This is a genomic window from Salegentibacter agarivorans (assembly GCF_900113135.1).
GTDB lineage: Bacteria > Bacteroidota > Bacteroidia > Flavobacteriales > Flavobacteriaceae > Salegentibacter > Salegentibacter agarivorans.
The window spans coordinates 26,098-42,495 of record NZ_FOOH01000007.1 but is presented as its reverse complement, the minus strand read 5'-3'; the positions used below and the strand labels follow the sequence as shown (position 1 = coordinate 42,495).

Annotated in this window: 16 protein-coding genes and 4 tRNA genes; 17 read left to right on the top strand and 3 right to left on the bottom strand. The window is 36.7% G+C overall.

Features of this window, described 5'->3' with window-relative positions; translation table 11 throughout:
- Position 1 precedes the first annotated feature (1 nt).
- From BM084_RS06685 to BM084_RS06675, 3 genes are all read left to right on the top strand, one after another.
- Positions 2-1,234 carry an ABC transporter permease gene (locus BM084_RS06685; protein ID WP_093303814.1) on the top strand — a complete coding sequence of 411 codons (1,233 nt, stop codon included), beginning with the start codon at positions 2-4 and terminating at the stop codon, positions 1,232-1,234.
- Between the two features lie 80 nt (positions 1,235-1,314).
- Positions 1,315-2,295, top strand: coding sequence for a PLP-dependent cysteine synthase family protein (locus BM084_RS06680; RefSeq protein WP_093303811.1), 981 nt, complete (start codon positions 1,315-1,317; stop codon positions 2,293-2,295).
- A 143-nt stretch (positions 2,296-2,438) separates the two neighbouring features.
- The gene (locus tag BM084_RS06675; RefSeq protein ID WP_075325983.1) at positions 2,439-4,541 is read left to right on the top strand and encodes an alanine/glycine:cation symporter family protein; all 2,103 of its coding nucleotides are present in this window, start codon (positions 2,439-2,441) and stop codon (positions 4,539-4,541) included.
- Between the two features lie 107 nt (positions 4,542-4,648).
- On the opposite strand, the gene BM084_RS19015 is transcribed toward BM084_RS06675, so the two are convergent.
- The 3 genes from BM084_RS19015 to BM084_RS06660 all read right to left on the bottom strand — a co-directional run bounded on the left by BM084_RS19015 (position 4,649) and on the right by BM084_RS06660 (position 5,679).
- A complete protein-coding gene (locus BM084_RS19015; protein WP_143083627.1) occupies positions 4,649-4,873 on the bottom strand; it encodes a hypothetical protein in 225 nt (74 codons plus the stop codon).
- 119 nt (positions 4,874-4,992) lie between these two features.
- Positions 4,993-5,175, bottom strand: coding sequence for a hypothetical protein (locus BM084_RS06665; RefSeq protein ID WP_075325985.1), 183 nt, complete (start codon positions 5,173-5,175; stop codon positions 4,993-4,995).
- 114 nt (positions 5,176-5,289) lie between these two features.
- A complete protein-coding gene (locus BM084_RS06660) occupies positions 5,290-5,679 on the bottom strand; it encodes a hypothetical protein (RefSeq protein WP_245764347.1) in 390 nt (129 codons plus the stop codon).
- Between the two features lie 232 nt (positions 5,680-5,911).
- Between BM084_RS06660 and BM084_RS06655 the strand changes: the two genes are divergently transcribed.
- The 14 genes from BM084_RS06655 to tuf all read left to right on the top strand — a co-directional run bounded on the left by BM084_RS06655 (position 5,912) and on the right by tuf (position 16,371).
- Positions 5,912-6,616 (top strand): SGNH/GDSL hydrolase family protein, encoded by a 705-nt coding sequence (locus BM084_RS06655; protein WP_075325987.1) that lies wholly within the window; start codon positions 5,912-5,914, stop codon positions 6,614-6,616.
- Between the two features lie 43 nt (positions 6,617-6,659).
- Entirely contained in the window at positions 6,660-7,940 is a 1,281-nt protein-coding gene (locus BM084_RS06650; protein ID WP_093303805.1) for a DUF2851 family protein, read from the top strand.
- Positions 7,941-7,958: 18 nt separating this feature from the next.
- Positions 7,959-8,189: a PspC family transcriptional regulator gene (locus tag BM084_RS06645; RefSeq protein WP_093303803.1), complete on the top strand. Its 231-nt coding sequence runs from the start codon at positions 7,959-7,961 to the stop codon at positions 8,187-8,189.
- Positions 8,190-8,359: 170 nt separating this feature from the next.
- Positions 8,360-10,438 carry an amino acid carrier protein gene (locus BM084_RS06640; RefSeq protein ID WP_093303800.1) on the top strand — a complete coding sequence of 693 codons (2,079 nt, stop codon included), beginning with the start codon at positions 8,360-8,362 and terminating at the stop codon, positions 10,436-10,438.
- A 12-nt stretch (positions 10,439-10,450) separates the two neighbouring features.
- The gene (locus tag BM084_RS06635) at positions 10,451-11,317 is read left to right on the top strand and encodes a ComEA family DNA-binding protein (protein ID WP_093303798.1); all 867 of its coding nucleotides are present in this window, start codon (positions 10,451-10,453) and stop codon (positions 11,315-11,317) included.
- Between the two features lie 123 nt (positions 11,318-11,440).
- On the top strand, positions 11,441-12,610 hold the full coding sequence (locus BM084_RS06630) for an acyl-CoA dehydrogenase family protein (protein ID WP_093303795.1): 1,170 nt from the start codon (positions 11,441-11,443) through the stop codon (positions 12,608-12,610).
- Positions 12,611-12,786: 176 nt separating this feature from the next.
- Positions 12,787-12,981, top strand: a complete 195-nt coding sequence (rpsU, locus tag BM084_RS06625; RefSeq protein WP_037316435.1) for a 30S ribosomal protein S21 — start codon at positions 12,787-12,789, stop codon at positions 12,979-12,981.
- Between the two features lie 99 nt (positions 12,982-13,080).
- Complete coding sequence (locus tag BM084_RS06620) at positions 13,081-13,974, top strand: tyrosine-type recombinase/integrase (protein WP_075325994.1); 894 nt, start codon at positions 13,081-13,083, stop codon at positions 13,972-13,974.
- 28 nt (positions 13,975-14,002) lie between these two features.
- Entirely contained in the window at positions 14,003-14,305 is a 303-nt protein-coding gene (gene hpf / locus BM084_RS06615) for a ribosome hibernation-promoting factor, HPF/YfiA family (RefSeq protein ID WP_075325995.1), read from the top strand.
- A 101-nt stretch (positions 14,306-14,406) separates the two neighbouring features.
- A tRNA-Thr gene (locus tag BM084_RS06610) sits at positions 14,407-14,480 on the top strand.
- A 198-nt stretch (positions 14,481-14,678) separates the two neighbouring features.
- Positions 14,679-14,761: transfer RNA gene (locus BM084_RS06605), tRNA-Tyr, on the top strand.
- A 77-nt stretch (positions 14,762-14,838) separates the two neighbouring features.
- Positions 14,839-14,911: transfer RNA gene (locus BM084_RS06600), tRNA-Gly, on the top strand.
- Between the two features lie 144 nt (positions 14,912-15,055).
- Positions 15,056-15,127, top strand: a tRNA-Thr gene (locus BM084_RS06595).
- 56 nt (positions 15,128-15,183) lie between these two features.
- Positions 15,184-16,371, top strand: a complete 1,188-nt coding sequence (gene tuf, locus BM084_RS06590) for an elongation factor Tu (RefSeq protein WP_075325996.1) — start codon at positions 15,184-15,186, stop codon at positions 16,369-16,371.
- Positions 16,372-16,398: the final 27 nt, after the last annotated feature.

Sequence of the window (16,398 nt, the reverse complement as noted above, 5' to 3'; positions counted from 1 at the left end):
TTTGAATTTCGAATTTTTTGTTGTTAAACGCCTTATCGGCGGTAAAAGCCATAAAAGTAGTATTTCTGCGCCTATTATAAAAATAGCGATTGCGGCAATTGCTATTGGTGTGGTGATGATGTTGGTTTCTTTTGCTACCGGGCTTGGTTTGCAGGAAAAAATAAGGGATAAGATTGCAGCTTTTAACGGGCATATCAATATTTCTAATTACGATAATAACAGCTCGCAGGTTACGCTTACCCCGGTTGATAAAGACCAGGATTTTTATCCTGAATTTAATACCGTTGATGGTATTGCCCACGTACAGGCGGTGGCAACAAAATTTGGGATAATTCGTACTGAAACAGATTTTGAAGGGATTGTGGTAAAAGGTGTGGGCACCGATTATAACTGGAGTTATTTTGAAGATTTCCTGGTTAAAGGTGAACTGCCAGATGTTGATAATAAACTGAATGATGAGGTTTTAGTTTCAGCATATTTAGCGAACAGGCTTCAATTAAATGTAGGAGATAAAATTCCAACTTATTTTCTGCGCGATGGCAGCGATAGGCCGCTAACCCGTGGTTTTGTGGTTACCGGTATTTATGATTCTGGGTTTATGGACTTTGATAAACTCTATGTGCTGGCCGATATTCGGCATATTCAACGTCTTAATCGCTGGGGAGAAAATGAGGTAGGCAATTTTGAAGTTTTTCTAAACGATTTTGACGAAATTGATGAAAAAGGCCAGGAAGTTTATGAGAACACGGGGTCGTTTTTAGATACGCAAACCATAAACCAGAAGTATTATTCGATATTTGAATGGCTGGCGCTTTTCGATTTTAATATCGCCCTTATTATTGGAATTATGATTTTGGTGGCTGGCATTAATATGATTACTGCTTTGCTGGTTTTAATTCTTGAGCGCACCCAAATGATAGGGATTTTAAAAGCCCTGGGCGGTAACGACTGGAGTATTAGAAAGATTTTTCTTTACAATGCAGGTTACCTTATTATTAAAGGACTTTTCTGGGGAAATTTAATCGGAATCGGAATATTATTGCTGCAGAAATATTTTAAACTGGTACCATTAAATCCTGAAACCTATTATGTGACTGAAGTTCCCGTTTATCTAAGTTGGGACTATATTTTAGCGGTAAACCTGGGAACCTTAATTTTATGTATGCTGATGTTGATAATTCCATCAGTAATAATTTCAAAGATTTCTCCTTCCAGAGCAATTAAATTTGAATAAATTATAACAAATCGAGTGCTTTTGGTGATTCTATTGAAGTAAATTCAATTTTTTACCTTTGCAACTTAAAAAATAAAGAAATGGATTACGTAGAAAATATATTGGGGACTATTGGGAATACGCCAATGGTGAAAATGAATAAGATCACTAAAGATATAGACGCTTTGGTTTTAGCAAAATATGAAACTTTTAACCCGGGAAATTCGGTTAAAGATCGTATGGCGGTGAAAATGGTAGAAGAAGCTGAAGCCAACGGACTTTTAAAACCGGGCGGAACTATTATTGAAGGAACATCTGGAAATACGGGAATGGGCCTTGCCCTCGCAGCCATTGTGAAAGGTTATAAAATGGTTTGTGTACTTTCTGATAAACAAAGCAAGGAAAAAATAGATATTTTAAAAGCCGTAGGTTGCGAAGTGGTAGTTTGTCCCACTGATGTTGCCCCAGAAGATCCACAATCTTATTATTCAACCTCTAAAAGAATGGCTGAGGAAACTCCAAATTCCTGGTATGTGAATCAATATGATAACTTGGCAAATACCAAAGCACATTACGAAAGTACCGGTCCTGAAATTTGGGAACAAACCGATGGGAAAGTGACTCATTTTGTAGTAGGCGTAGGTACCGGCGGAACTATTTCTGGAGTGGGAAAATATTTGAAGGAGAAAAATCCGAATATTAAAGTTTGGGGAATTGATACCTATGGTTCTGTTTTTAAAAAATACCATGAAACCGGGGAATTTGACGAAAAAGAGATTTACCCATATATCACCGAAGGGATTGGAGAAGACATTTTACCAAAAAATGTAGATTTTAGTGTGATTGATGGATTTACCAAGGTAACTGATAAAGATGCCGCTGTTTATACTCGTAAATTGGCCGAAGAAGAAGGTTTCTTTTTAGGAAATTCAGCCGGCGCTGCAGCAAAAGGATTGCTTCAACTTAAAGAACATTTTACCAAAGATGATGTGGTGGTTGTTTTATTTCACGACCATGGCAGCCGTTATGTAGGAAAGATATTTAACGATGAGTGGATGAAAAAACAAGGATTCATCGATTAATTTTTATATGAATTCTGAATTAAATGTTCAGAAATTATATTTAGCTGAGAGTATTAAAAATATATATTATTATAAATTTTTAATACTTTCATTTTTTTATGCAAATAATATTATATCAGATAAATAGTAAAGAAATTTAGTTTATGAGGAATTTATGGCTTTTTACCAGTATATTTTTAATGTTAACAGCCATTACCGGGGCACAGGAAAACACACAAAATAATTCTGATTTACAGGTAGAAGTAACTCTTTCAAACCCTTCACGGGAAATTAACGACGGGATAGCCGAAGTTATTGTAACCGGGGGAGAAAAGCCATACCAGTATAAATGGACCAATCAATCTACTGCCTTAGATGCCAGGAAATCTACTGGTTTAATTGAGGGAATGGAACATACCATTAAAGTGACAGATGCGAATAATAAATCTGTTTCTAAATCCTTTACAATTCCTGCCGAATCTATTACCGAAATTTTTAATAGTAATGTACAGCCCGCCGTAGATTTTCTTGGCGGGATTTTATTTTGGGATCCATTTGCTTCTTTGGGTATTTTTGATCCCGTGGTGTATACTCCCACTAAACAAATTCCTATTCCCGAATGGGATGCTTTAAGCAATAATTCCTATACTTTAAAAGAATGGTTAATCACAAAAAATGCCGAGGTTAATGAAGGCGATAAAATTGCCATAATCCAAACTAATACAGGGGAAGAAATTGAAGTTTTTTCGCCGGTAAAAGGAAGACTCAATTACCTGGTTAAAGAAGGCCACGTAATTTTTGATCCAAATAGTACCAGTGATGTTGTAGAACAGGATGCACACGTTTTTGCAGAAGTAGTTTACGCTGAGCCGCAACCCTTGTTACATCCTAATGGAGATGTGAAGATGAATGCGATTCCCTTTATTGTAATGTGGTTAATTATAGGAAGTATCTTTTTTACGATTAGACTTGGGTTTATAAATATCCGTGGGTTCAGGCATTCCATAGACCTGGCCAGGGGGAAGTATGACGACCCAAATGCACCGGGTACTATTACTCACTTCCAGGCTATGGCAACTGCTGTTTCTGCAACAGTTGGTCTAGGAAATATCGCGGGCGTGGCAGTAGCTATTTCCCTTGGTGGTGCCGGTGCTACCTTTTGGATGTTTTTAGCAGGATTTTTTGCTATGTCTTTAAAATTTGTAGAGTGTACTTTAGGGGTAAAATACCGATTTATAAATAGTGAAGGCCGAATTTTTGGCGGACCAATGAATTATTTGAGATATGGCCTTGAAAAAAGAAATATGAGAGGTCTTGGTAAATTTCTTGCCGGCCTTTTTGCCGTTCTTGGCGTTGGGGCTTCATTTGGCGGGGGCAATATGCTACAATCTAACCAGGCATTTAAAATTGTTTCTGAGCAATTACCATTTCTACAGGGTCACGGTTTTTGGTTTGGTGTAGGCTTCGCTATATTAGTTGGGGTGGTAATAATTGGCGGTATTAATAGTATTGCTAAAGTTACCGGAAAAGTGGTTCCTTTTATGGCCATGGTATATATTCTTGGATGTGCTATTGTAATTGGCACCCATATAGAAAATATAGGTGGTGCTTTCTCTGCAATCTTTAATGGAGCACTCTCTGCAGATGCACTTAAAGGTGGATTTATTGGAGTGTTAATTATTGGTTTACAACGGGCAGCGTTTTCCAGTGAAGCCGGGGTTGGTTCGGCTGCAATTGCGCATAGTGCTTCAAAAACCAATAATCCTATAGCCGATGGTTTTACTTCTTTGGTAGAACCATTTATAGATACTATGGTGGTTTGTACTATGACGGCTCTTGTCCTTATTTTCACCGGTATGCACGAAGTGAATGGGCTTGGAGGAGTCGAGTTAACCTCAGATGCATTTGGTAGTGTGATCTCGTGGTTTCCCGCAGTTCTGGCTTTTGCCGTTTTCTTATTTGCATTTTCAACTATGGTCTCCTGGTCTTATTACGGAATGAGATCCTGGACTTATCTTTTTGGGAAAAGTGTGAAATCTGAAACCGTTTATAAAATTATGTTCCTTCTATTTGTGGTTCTTGGCGCTTCTACAAGTCTGGGGGCCGTACTTAGTTTCTCTGATATGATGATTTTAGCCATGTCTTTTCCTAATATCATAGGTTTATATATAATGTCTTCTGAAGTACGGGAGGATATGAAAATTTACCTGAAACGACTTAAAGCGGGAGAAATTTACATCAGTGAAAAATTCAGGAAAGCAGCTTAAGGAGGTAAATTGACTCTATAATCGAGATTCAATTGCTATGATGCTTTGCTCGGAATAGAATATTATTCTTTTTAATAGCTTCGTGAGCTGGCTTCGAGGTTGTTTGGTTAAGTTAATTTCTGAAGAAAATAAAAGAGAAAACTTCCAATTAAATATAGAAGCACGTCAATTATATCGGCCGTGTATCTCCAGTGTAGTGGTGGTAGAATAACTTCAAAATAAATAGCATACATCACGAATACTGAAAGTACAGTTATAAGATTTAAACGTAAAGTTTTATCCTTTTTAAGAAGCTGTACCGTATAGAGACAAATGCTTAATACAATAGGCATACAAAGAAAATTTGCCAGGTAGAAATTGATGAAATCGGGGAGCGGGATCTCAAAAAAATAAAAAGTTTGGAGAAGAGCAAAAAGAAAGCAGCATATAAAAAAGAATGTTCTTAGACTTTTCATAATACCAGGAGGGAAACCAGGAAAGCAATTATACCACCAACTATCATTACCGCTATCCAAATTGAATACCCCACTTTAGAAAAGAAACGTCCGAATCCGGTTTTAGGTTCTTCTTTTTCCTGGGTTGGTTCTGAAGTAATATTGGAAGTGGTTGTTTTATTTTCTTGGTTGGGTTCCATAATTGAGTTGCTGGTTCACTTTGCTAAAAAAGATAAACAAAAATTCCAAAAAAGGAATTATTTCCGCAGGGTTTAACCGCAATTTAGGTATTGCTTACAAAATAATCTTAAATATTATTCTTCCCATCCCCAGGGAGCATCAGGTGTTTTTATTGGATTGGAAAGATCAAATTCTACACTAAAATTAGTTTTAGCACCAATTCTTTTAAGATTGTAACTAAAAATTTCATCATCTAAGCTTATCCACCAAACATTGGTTGCCGCAGCGGGAAGTAATTCGGCCGTTTCGTCATCAGCAGGAAATACCTGGATGTTGGCTAAACCGTTGTTAGAAGCCGTGCCGCCGTACTGCGTTATTTTATCTTCGCTGCCATCGGGTTTGCGGTGATCATGTTTCAGCTCAATTTTATTATCTTTTAATCGTAAAATCCAGGTCCGGGATTTATTTTCTCCTACAAAAAATGGGATTTTAATTTCATTTTCCTCGCAAGACCTCACGTGCATAATTAATTTCTTGCCATCAAAATCAGCGTTGCCTATTCCCTGGGTTATAGTGCCTTCATAAGATTTACCGCAGTGTTGCTGAAGTTGGTTCCAAAAGCTTTTGCCGGTGTTTCCTGGGCAAAGACTGCGCTGCTTAAAAAGAATAAAATGAAGTATAATTTCATATTACAAATGGGCTAAATGTTTTAAATTGCTGCAAAATACACTATTTAAAGCCCTAAAAAGATTCTGAATGAAAAATTTCTACTTTATAATTTTAGCATTTTTAGTAATTGGTTGCAACACATCTAATTCTGTCACCCAGAATACAGAAACCGATAATTCTTCAGGTATGGATTATAGTTACCTTGCCCTGGGTGATTCTTATACCATTGGTGAAAGTGTACCCGAAAAAGAGCGCTGGCCGGTACAGTTGGTGGCTCAACTTAACGAAAGAGGTTATAAAGTAGCACCGCCGAAAATTATTGCCAAAACCGGTTGGACCTCTGGAAATTTATTAGCCGCAATGCGATCTGAATTGAATTATACCCGAGAATTTGATTTAGTTTCTATTTTAATTGGAGTTAATAATCAGTACCAGGGACAAGGTATTGAAGATTATGAAGAAGAATTGCGCGAGATTTTTAAGTTGGCGCTTAATCATTCTAAACGTAGGGAAAAAGGCGTTTTTGCTTTGAGTATTCCAGATTATGGAGTGACGCCTTTTGGAGCAGAAAATGCAGAAACTATTGGCGAGGAAATAGATGAGTTTAATGCGGTTTTTAGAAGAATTGCGGCAGAATTTGAGGTTGATTTTTATAACATTACGCCAATTTCCCGTGAAGCTGAAAGAGATGCCGCCCTTATTGCCGAAGATAATTTACACCCCAGCGGATTGATGTATCGCTTTTGGGTGGAAGAAATTATAGATGAAATCCCCCAAATGTTCCCCCAGTAGCTTAAAAGACTGGTCTTAAAGCGCATTTTTCTAATTTTAGAAGATGCGCGAAGATTTTTTACATTATCTATGGAAATACAAGAAATTCGATTTCACCAATGCAAAAACCACGCAGGGAGAAAAAATACTTCTAATAGATAGTGGAACTCATAATTTTAATTCGGGCCCCGATTTCTTCAATGCGCGCTTAAAAATTGGAGACCAGCTATGGGCCGGAAATGTAGAGTTGCATATCAAAGCATCAGATTGGTATTTTCACCAACACGAAAAAGACACAAATTACGATAATGTTATTTTACACGTAGTTTGGGAAGACGATGTTGACGTACAAAGGCATAATAAAACTTCTATACCCGCTTTAAGCTTAAAAAGTCTTGTAGATCAGGATTTACTTTTGGGTTATCGCCAACTTTTTGCTTCTCCTGAAAACTGGATTAATTGCGAGAAAAATTTTAAAGAAGTAGATGATTTCACGCTGCGCCATTGGCAGGAGCGTCTTTATTTAAAGCGTTTAGAAGAAAAATCTATACTTATTTTAGATTTATTAGGGAAATCTGGGAATAACTGGGAAGCAGTTTTATTTCAGATGTTAGCTAAAAACTTTGGGCTTAATCTTAATGGAGATGCGTTTCTAAGTATGGCGCAAAGTTTGGATTTTTCTGTGGTGCAGAAATCCTCTCAAAATAATTTACAACTTGAAGCTTTGTTTTTTGGCCAGGCCGGTTTGCTTAGTAAGCAAATAAATATCCCTTATTATAAAAAACTGCAGCAGGAATATGCCTATCTAAAACATAAATACAAACTCTCAAATTCTGGCGTGATTCCTCCAAAATATTTCAGGTTACGGCCAGATAATTTTCCGAATATTAGGCTGTCTCAGTTGGCTTCGCTTTATTTTAAGCAGAAGAATTTGTTTTCAGAATTAATTGCTTCAAAATCTTTAGAGCCTATTTATAAAATTTTAGATGTAGAAACTTCTGAATTTTGGCGGCAGCATTATTCATTTCCGAAGAAACATAGAGAAAGGGAAAAAAGGCTAAGTCCCGCTTTTAAAGATCTGGTGCTTATAAATACTATTATTCCGCTTCGTTTTTGTTATTCCCAATCGCGCGGTAATGATGAAATAGAAATTTTACTAGAGCTAATAGAAAAAATACCTGCCGAGAATAATAAGATTGTTCAGAATTTTAATAAAATTAAAAATGGCAGTACGCAAAACGCTTTACATTCCCAGGCTATGATAAACTTAAAAAAGAATTATTGTGAAGCCAATAAATGTCTTGATTGTGCTATTGGTGTAAAATTACTGCAACGAAAGACTTAAAATCTTATATTTGTAACGATGACAAAAATGGTGCACAATATTCGTTATTTTTTTGAAAGACATGGTTTTTATGTTTCTTCCCGAGTGGCCGATAAAATGGGAATACGCGCCAAAAGTGTACGCTTGTTTTTTATTTATGCCTCGTTTGTAACACTGGGCTCCTGGTTTGTGGTGTATTTGGTCCTTGCATTTTGGTTAAAACTTAAAGACTTGGTGTACACTAAAAGAACTTCAGTTTTTGATCTATAACCGGTATTTAACTGCATTTTTATCAATAATTTTAAGTTTCTTCAGGATTTAATCAAACTAAATTTAACAATACCTTTACATTTTAACTCCCAAAAATTTGAAAAGGCCCATTTTTTTAGCATCTTGCTTCGCGGAAATTATCAATCTAAATTAAACAACCTTTATACTATATGAGAAAGTATCTGCTTTCAATGTTCTTTTTGTTTTCAATTTTAGCGATTAATGCACAAGAACTGGATGTCCAGGCCAAAGTTGGCAATCCTTCCAATATTATTAATAACGGGTTTATTGATCTTGAGGTTGAAGGAGGAGTACCTCCTTATAAATACCAATGGTCTGATCCCGAAACTTCTTTAGAATCATCCAGAGCAGAAGGTCTTACCGAAGGAGTTCCTTATGAAGTAACAGTTACCGACAGTGAAGGTAATTCTGTAACAAAAAGTTTTGAAATAAAGGCTGATGCTATTACCGAACATTTTAACGGTACTTTTGTTCCCATTGTAGAAGGAATGACGGCTATTCTTTTCTGGGATCCATTTACCGCTGTAGGAATCTACGATCCAAAGGTATATGCCGAAAAACGTTTTGTCCCCACTCCAGATTGGAGTGCTGATACAGAAGATAAATTCATCTTAAAAGAATGGCAGGTAGAAGAGGGAGCTCACGTAGAAGAAGGTGACCTTATTGCCATTGTAGGATCTCAAAATAGCGGTGATCTAGAGGTTATGGCCAATGCTACTGGAACAGTAGAATATCTGGTAGGAGAAGGCGAAACAATATGGGATTATCAAAATAGTTCAGATCTTATTGAAACAAACGCCCATATGTTGGCCCAAATTCAATATGATGAACCGCAAATTCTAACCAATCCTAATGGAACTCCACAAAAACATAATATTCCTTTTATTGTTGTTTGGTTAATTTTTGGTGCAGCATTCTTTACTGTAAAAATGGGCTTCATCAACTTTAAAGGTTTTAAACACTCTATAGACCTTGCCAGAGGAAAATATGACGAGCCTAACGCGCCGGGTAGTATTACTCACTTTCAGGCGCTGGCTACCGCAGTTTCTGCTACAGTAGGTCTAGGTAATATTGCCGGTGTTGCCGTTGCAATTTCCCTTGGTGGTGCAGGAGCAACTTTCTGGATGATTATTGCAGGTTTACTGGGTATGGCATCAAAATTCGTAGAATGTACGCTTGGTGTAAAATATCGTTTTATAAACTCTGAAGGGAGAATCTTTGGAGGACCAATGAACTATTTGCGCTACGGACTTGAAAAAAGAAATATGCGTGGTTTAGGTAAATTCCTTGCTGCGTTTTTCGCTATTTTAGGTATTGGTGCCTCATTTGGTGGTGGAAATATGTTCCAGGCCAATCAATCTTTTGAAATCCTTTCTGGCCAGTTTACTTTCTTAATTGGTAATGGATTTTGGTTTGGTATTGGAGTAGCAGTTCTTGTAGGTATTGTTATTATTGGAGGTATTCAAAGTATTGCTAAAGTAACCGGTAAGGTGGTGCCATTTATGGCTGCAGTATACGTTCTTGGTGCTTTAACTGTAATATTTATAAATATAGAAAATATTGTTCCGGCATTTGGAGCTATTTACGATGGAGCTTTTAACGCTACAGCGATGAAAGGTGGAATTATAGGGGTGCTAATTGTTGGTTTTCAACGTGCAGCATTCTCTAACGAAGCTGGTGTTGGGTCGGCAGCGATTGCTCACTCGGCAGCAAAAACAAATCACCCGCCATCTGAAGGTTTTGTCGCTTTATTAGAGCCTTTTATTGATACTGTAGTGGTTTGTACTTTAACTGCTTTAGTATTAATCTTTACCGGAATGCACGAAGTAGAAGGAGTAGGTGGGGTTCAATTAACCTCAGATGCTTTTGCAAGTGTAGTTTCCTGGTTCCCTTATGTGTTGGCAATGGCAGTTTTCTTATTTGCATTTTCAACAATGATTTCCTGGTCTTATTACGGGATGCGTTCCTGGACTTACCTCTTCGGAAAAAGCAAAAAAACAGAATTGGCATATAAAATATTATTCCTTGTGTTTGTTGTAGTAGGAGCTTCCATTAGTTTAGGAGCCGTATTAGACTTCTCTGATATGATGATCCTTGCGATGTCCTTCCCGAACATTATAGGACTTTATATTATGTCTAGTGAAGTAAGAAAAGATCTAAATGAATATTCCCGAAAGCTAAAAGCAGGAGAATTATTCAAGAAACAACGAGAGGCAAAAGCTAGCTAACCTTGTAAAATTATGAAATTGATAAAATCCCATTTTGTGTTCAACAGGAGCCAACAAAATGGGATTTTTCTTTTGGTAATAATTATAATTCTTTTTCAGGCGATTTATTTTTTTGCTGATTTTTCTTCGGAAAGTAATTCTGAAGCTTTATCCCCGGAAGAAATAGAATCTTTTCAAGCACAAATAGATTCTATAAAATTAGCCAGGGCAGAGGCAGATACAATTAAGATATTTCCTTTTAACCCTAATTACATTACAGATTTTAAAGGCTACACTTTAGGAATGAGTGTTGAAGAAATTAATAAACTTCATCAATTTAGAGAAGAAAATAAATGGATTAATTCTGCAAAAGATTTTCAAAAAGTTACGGGTGTTTCAGATTCTTTACTTGCTACAATTTCTCCGTATTTTAAATTCCCAAATTGGGTTACTGAGGCCGAAAAGGAAAAAGAGAACAATAGAAATATCCCTTCTGTGAAAATTTCAGATTTAAATACAGCAAAATCAGAAGATTTACAAAAGATAAATGGAATGGGTGAGGTGCTGGCCAATAGGATTGTAAATTATAGAAATAAAATTGGTGGTTTTAGAAGCGAGATTCAGTTAAAAGATATTTATGGTTTAATTTATGAAACGCGGGAAAAGTTGCAGCAGCAATTTAAGGTTTTTAAAGATGAAGATTTCAGCTTAATAAATATTAATAAAGCGAAAGTTCTAGACCTGGTAGATGTTCCGTATATTAAATATGAGCTTGCGAGGGAGATTATAGATTACCGCCAACTACACGAAGAAATTAGTTCTTTTGAAGAATTATCAAAAATAGAAAGTTTTCCTTCAGATAAAATCGATAGAATTCAATTATATTTGATCTTAAATTGAATATTCGGAATTTTAGCTTACTTAAATATTTATCCGTGGATTAATTACTATAATAAAAATTGATTTTATTTTAGTGGCCCGGAAGTTTGCTTCCTTTCTAAATAAAAGAAAAAAGAAAATAGCATGAATACATTGTATTTTACAGAGGAACACGAACTTTTTAGAAAAAGTTTTCAGGACTTTTTACAGAAAGAAGTGGTACCTCATATTGATAAATGGGAGAAGACCGGCACAATAGAACGCTTTATCTGGAAGAAATTTGGTAAAATGGGCTACTTTGGCCTTAACCAGCCCGAGGAATACGGCGGGATGAACCTTGATATTTTCTACACCGTAATCTTCCTGGAAGAACTTCAAAAAATTAATAGCGGTGGTTTTGCTGCTGCTATGTGGGCCCACGCTTATTTGGCAATGACGCACGTAAATAAAGAAGGTGACGATGCAATTAAGAAAAAATATCTTAACCCAAGTATTGAAGGAGATAAAATAGGCTGTCTTTGTATCACCGAGCCTTTTGGTGGCTCTGATGTTGCCGGAATGCGAAGTACCGCAATTAAAAAAGGCGATAAATATATTTTAAACGGTTCCAAGACTTTTATTACCAACGGAGTTTATTCAGATTATTTAGTAGTAGCTGCCAAGACCGATCCTGATAAGGGAAATAAGGGGATGAGCATTTTTATTGTAGACAGGGAAACTCCCGGAATTTCGGCTTCAAAATTAGATAAACTGGGCTGGAGAGCTTCAGATACTGCAGAAATTGCTTTTGACGATGTTGAGATTCCTGCTGAAAATCTAATGGGTGAAGAGGGAAAAGGTTTTTCTTATATCATGCAGCACTTTGCTTTAGAGCGATTAATTATGGGAATTAACGCCCACGCCCGTGCTGAATATGCCCTGGATTATACTTTAGGTTACATGGCCGAAAGAGAAGCATTTGGCAGAACCATAGATAAATTCCAGGCTTTGAGACATTCGGTAGCCGATATGGCCAGCGAAGTAGAAATGAATAAGGAATTCAATTATTCTATTGCAAAACGCCTTAATGACGGGCAATATGTGGTGAAAGAAGCCAGTATGTCTAAATTACTTTCAACAAAAATGGCAGATAAGGTTATTTACGATTGTTTGCAGATGTTGGGAGGTTATGGGTATATGGAAGATTATCCATTGGCAAGAATGTTTAGAGATAGCCGTCTAGGCCCAATTGGTGGTGGAACTTCAGAAATTCTTAGAGAGATTATCGCTAAAATGGTGATCGATAAAAAAGAATACAAGCCAGCGGCGAAGTAATCTTTTAGATTAACATTTTTGCGAAAATTCTACTTTTATCGCTAAAATGGTGATCGATAAAAAAGAATACAAACCAGCTGCGAAATAGCATTGAAAATAATTAAAATATTGGTTGTGGGTTCTTAGATTTAAATTATCTTTGCAGCCTATTTCTAAAGAAAGGGGGTGATGACACTATGTTAATAATACCAGTAAAAGACGGAGAAAATATTGATAGAGCGCTGAAGCGTTTTAAGAGAAAATTCGATAAAACCGGAACAATGCGCCAGCTGAGAAGCCGCCAGCATTTCACGAAACCTTCTGTTGCGAAGAGAGCTCAGGTTCAAAAAGCCGAGTACATTCAACATTTGAGAGATCAGGAAGATATCTAGTAAAAAGATATAATCGAATTTTTCCGAAGCTATTCGGAAAAACAAATATAACTGTTGATAGATTAAAGTTTGCTAACTTTGTCTATCAACAGTTTTTTTATGCCCTTTTCCCAGTTTTTAGATTACCTGCAGTTGGAGAAAAAATACTCTCCCAATACACTAACCGCCTATAAAACCGATTTAGAATCTTTTTCAGAATTTATTTTATTTGAGTTTGAAGAAAAAGATCTTAGAAATGTTCATTATTCCCAAATTAGAAACTGGATTGTTTCATTGGTAGATCAGGGTGTATCTAATAGAAGTATTAACCGAAAGATTTCTTCTTTAAAAGCTTACTACCGCTTTCTTCAAAAAACCGGCGATATAGAATTTTCTCCCCTCGCAAAACATAAAGCTTTAAAAACTGCTTCTAAAATTCAGGTTCCATTTTCTGAAGCTGAAATAAGCCAGGTTTTGGAACAAATTGATATTTCAGATTTTGAAGGTTTGCGGGACCGGTTAATTGTAGAGCTTTTTTATACTACGGGAATGAGGCGTATTGAGCTAATTGAAATTAAACTTCAGGATGTAGATTTGAGTGGAAAGTACGTTAAAGTGCTTGGTAAAAGACAGAAGGAAAGAATTATACCATTATTGCCTGGCGTGATTTCTAATTTAGAAAATTATATAAGTAAACGATCAGATTTGGTGAAAGGGCAGGAGCCATCCTATTTATTTGTAACTCAAAAAGGTATAAAATTATACGAAAGCCTTGTGTATAGAATTATTAATAATTATTTTAGTAAGGTGTCTGGCAAAATAAAAAGGAGTCCGCATATTCTGCGGCACTCATTTGCTACACATTTATTGAACCAGGGCGCCAACCTAAACGCGGTTAAAGAATTACTTGGGCATTCCAGTCTTGCTGCTACGCAGGTATATACCCATAATAGTATTTCAGAACTTAGTAAAGTTCATCAAATGGCGCATCCCAGGAACAAAAAGACCAATTAAAATAATGTTTAATTAAATTCTACCGAAGATGAAAGTAAATGTGCAGTCTGTTAACTTCAACGCCGATCAAAAATTAATTGATTTCATCCAACGCAAATTGGATAGGCTTGAAAATTATTACGATAAAATTATCTATGCTGATGTCTTTTTAAAAGTTCAGAATACAAGTGGAAAGGATAATAAGATTACCGAGGTTTTATTAAGTATCCCCGGCGGAGATATTATGGTAAAAAAAACCTGTAAGAAATTTGAAGAATGCGTAGATGAATGTGCTTCATCACTACAAAGGCAGTTAATTAAACGCAAGGAAAAATTAAGTGCTCACGTTTAAATATTTTTTTTGCAGAATTGTTTTGTGAAAGGAATAATTTGTATACATTTGCAGTCCGTTAGAAATAGCGGACTTTTTTATGCTGAAAAAGTAGCGTAAAGGCCGATGTAGCTCAGCTGGCTAGAGCAGCTGATTTGTAATCAGCAGGTCGTGGGTTCGAGTCCCTCCATCGGCTCTTGAAATTTTGAAATAAAGTATTTTTAGTTTAATCTCCTGGAGATTAAATGAGTAAGAAAAATATCGAAAAATTTTAAAAAATGCTTTGGACGGTGCTGTAAAATTATGTTTATTTGCAGCCGTTAAAAAACAAACCGTCATAAAGCTTAGCTGGCAAGCCGGCTACGGTTCTATGAAATAGTGGAAAAATAAATTTGGGGAGATACTCAAGCGGCCAACGAGGGCAGACTGTAAATCTGCTGTCTTTCGACTTCGCAGGTTCGAATCCTGCTCTCCCCACAAGAATTGTTTAAAGTTCCAGATTCAGGGATGTGAAAATCCGGGAACTTTAAATTTATAAGCCCTGAATCGATAATGCGGGAGTAGCTCAGTTGGTAGAGCGTCAGCCTTCCAAGCTGAATGTCGCCGGTTCGAACCCGGTCTCCCGCTCTTAATTAGAAAGCAGGAAAGTATATTCTTGTTTTCTAAATTTATTTTTCCGGTTTAAGTAAAGTTAAACATCCGTAAACCAGTATTGGTTTATGGTTATTCTTGTTTGAACCGGTGAACCTTGAAAGTGGAGACTTTCGGCTTGCCGACGTAGCTCAGGGGTAGAGCGTTTCCTTGGTAAGGAAGAGGTCACGAGTTCAATTCTCGTCGTTGGCTCTAGATTGTATTAAATTGAACACTAATATATAACTAAGATTAAATAAGTATTAATTATGGCAAAGGAAACTTATGATCGTTCCAAACCGCACCTTAACATAGGTACAATTGGACACGTAGATCACGGAAAAACGACTTTAACAGCAGCGATTACTAAAGTAATGGCTGATGCTGGATATTCAGAAGCTAGTGCTTTTGATCAAATTGATAATGCTCCTGAAGAAAAAGAAAGAGGTATTACGATTAACTCTTCTCACGTAGAGTATCAAACTGCTAACCGTCACTACGCACACGTTGACTGTCCTGGTCACGCCGATTATGTAAAGAACATGGTTACTGGTGCTGCTCAAATGGACGGTGCAATTCTTGTAGTTGCTGCAACTGATGGGCCTATGCCACAAACTCGTGAGCACATCCTTCTTGGACGCCAGGTTGGTATTCCAAGAATTGTTGTATTCTTAAATAAAGTTGACCTTGTTGATGATGAGGAGCTTTTAGAATTAGTAGAAATGGAAGTTAGAGATCTTCTTTCTTTCTATGAGTATGATGGTGATAACGGTCCTGTAATTTCAGGTTCTGCACTTGGAGCTCTTGAAGGTGATGAGAAGTGGTCTAAAACCGTTCTTGATTTAATGGAAGCTGTAGATAGCTGGATTGAATTACCAGAGCGTGATGTAGATAAGCCTTTCTTGATGCCTATTGAAGATGTATTCTCTATTACAGGTCGTGGTACTGTTGCAACTGGTCGTATTGAGACTGGTGTTGCAAACACTGGAGATCCTGTAGAGATTATTGGTATGGGAGCTGAAAAACTTACTTCTACTATTACTGGTGTTGAGATGTTCCGTAAGATCCTTGATAGAGGTGAAGCTGGAGATAACGTTGGTATCTTATTAAGAGGTATTGAAAAGTCTCAGATCTCAAGAGGTATGGTAATTACCAAGCCTGGATCTGTAACTCCTCACGCTAAGTTTAAAGCAGAGGTTTATATCCTTAAAAAAGAAGAAGGTGGACGTCACACTCCATTCCACAACAACTACCGTCCTCAGTTCTACGTACGTACAACTGATGTAACAGGAACAATTAACCTTCCTGATGGAGTTGAAATGGTAATGCCTGGTGATAACCTTACGATTACTGTAGAGCTTATCCAGACTATTGCAATGAATGTTGGTCTACGTTTCGCTATCCGTGAAGGTGGTAGAACTGTAGGTGCTGGACAGGTTACTGAAATTTTAGACTAATTACAGTTTAAATATAAAAAGGTTTCC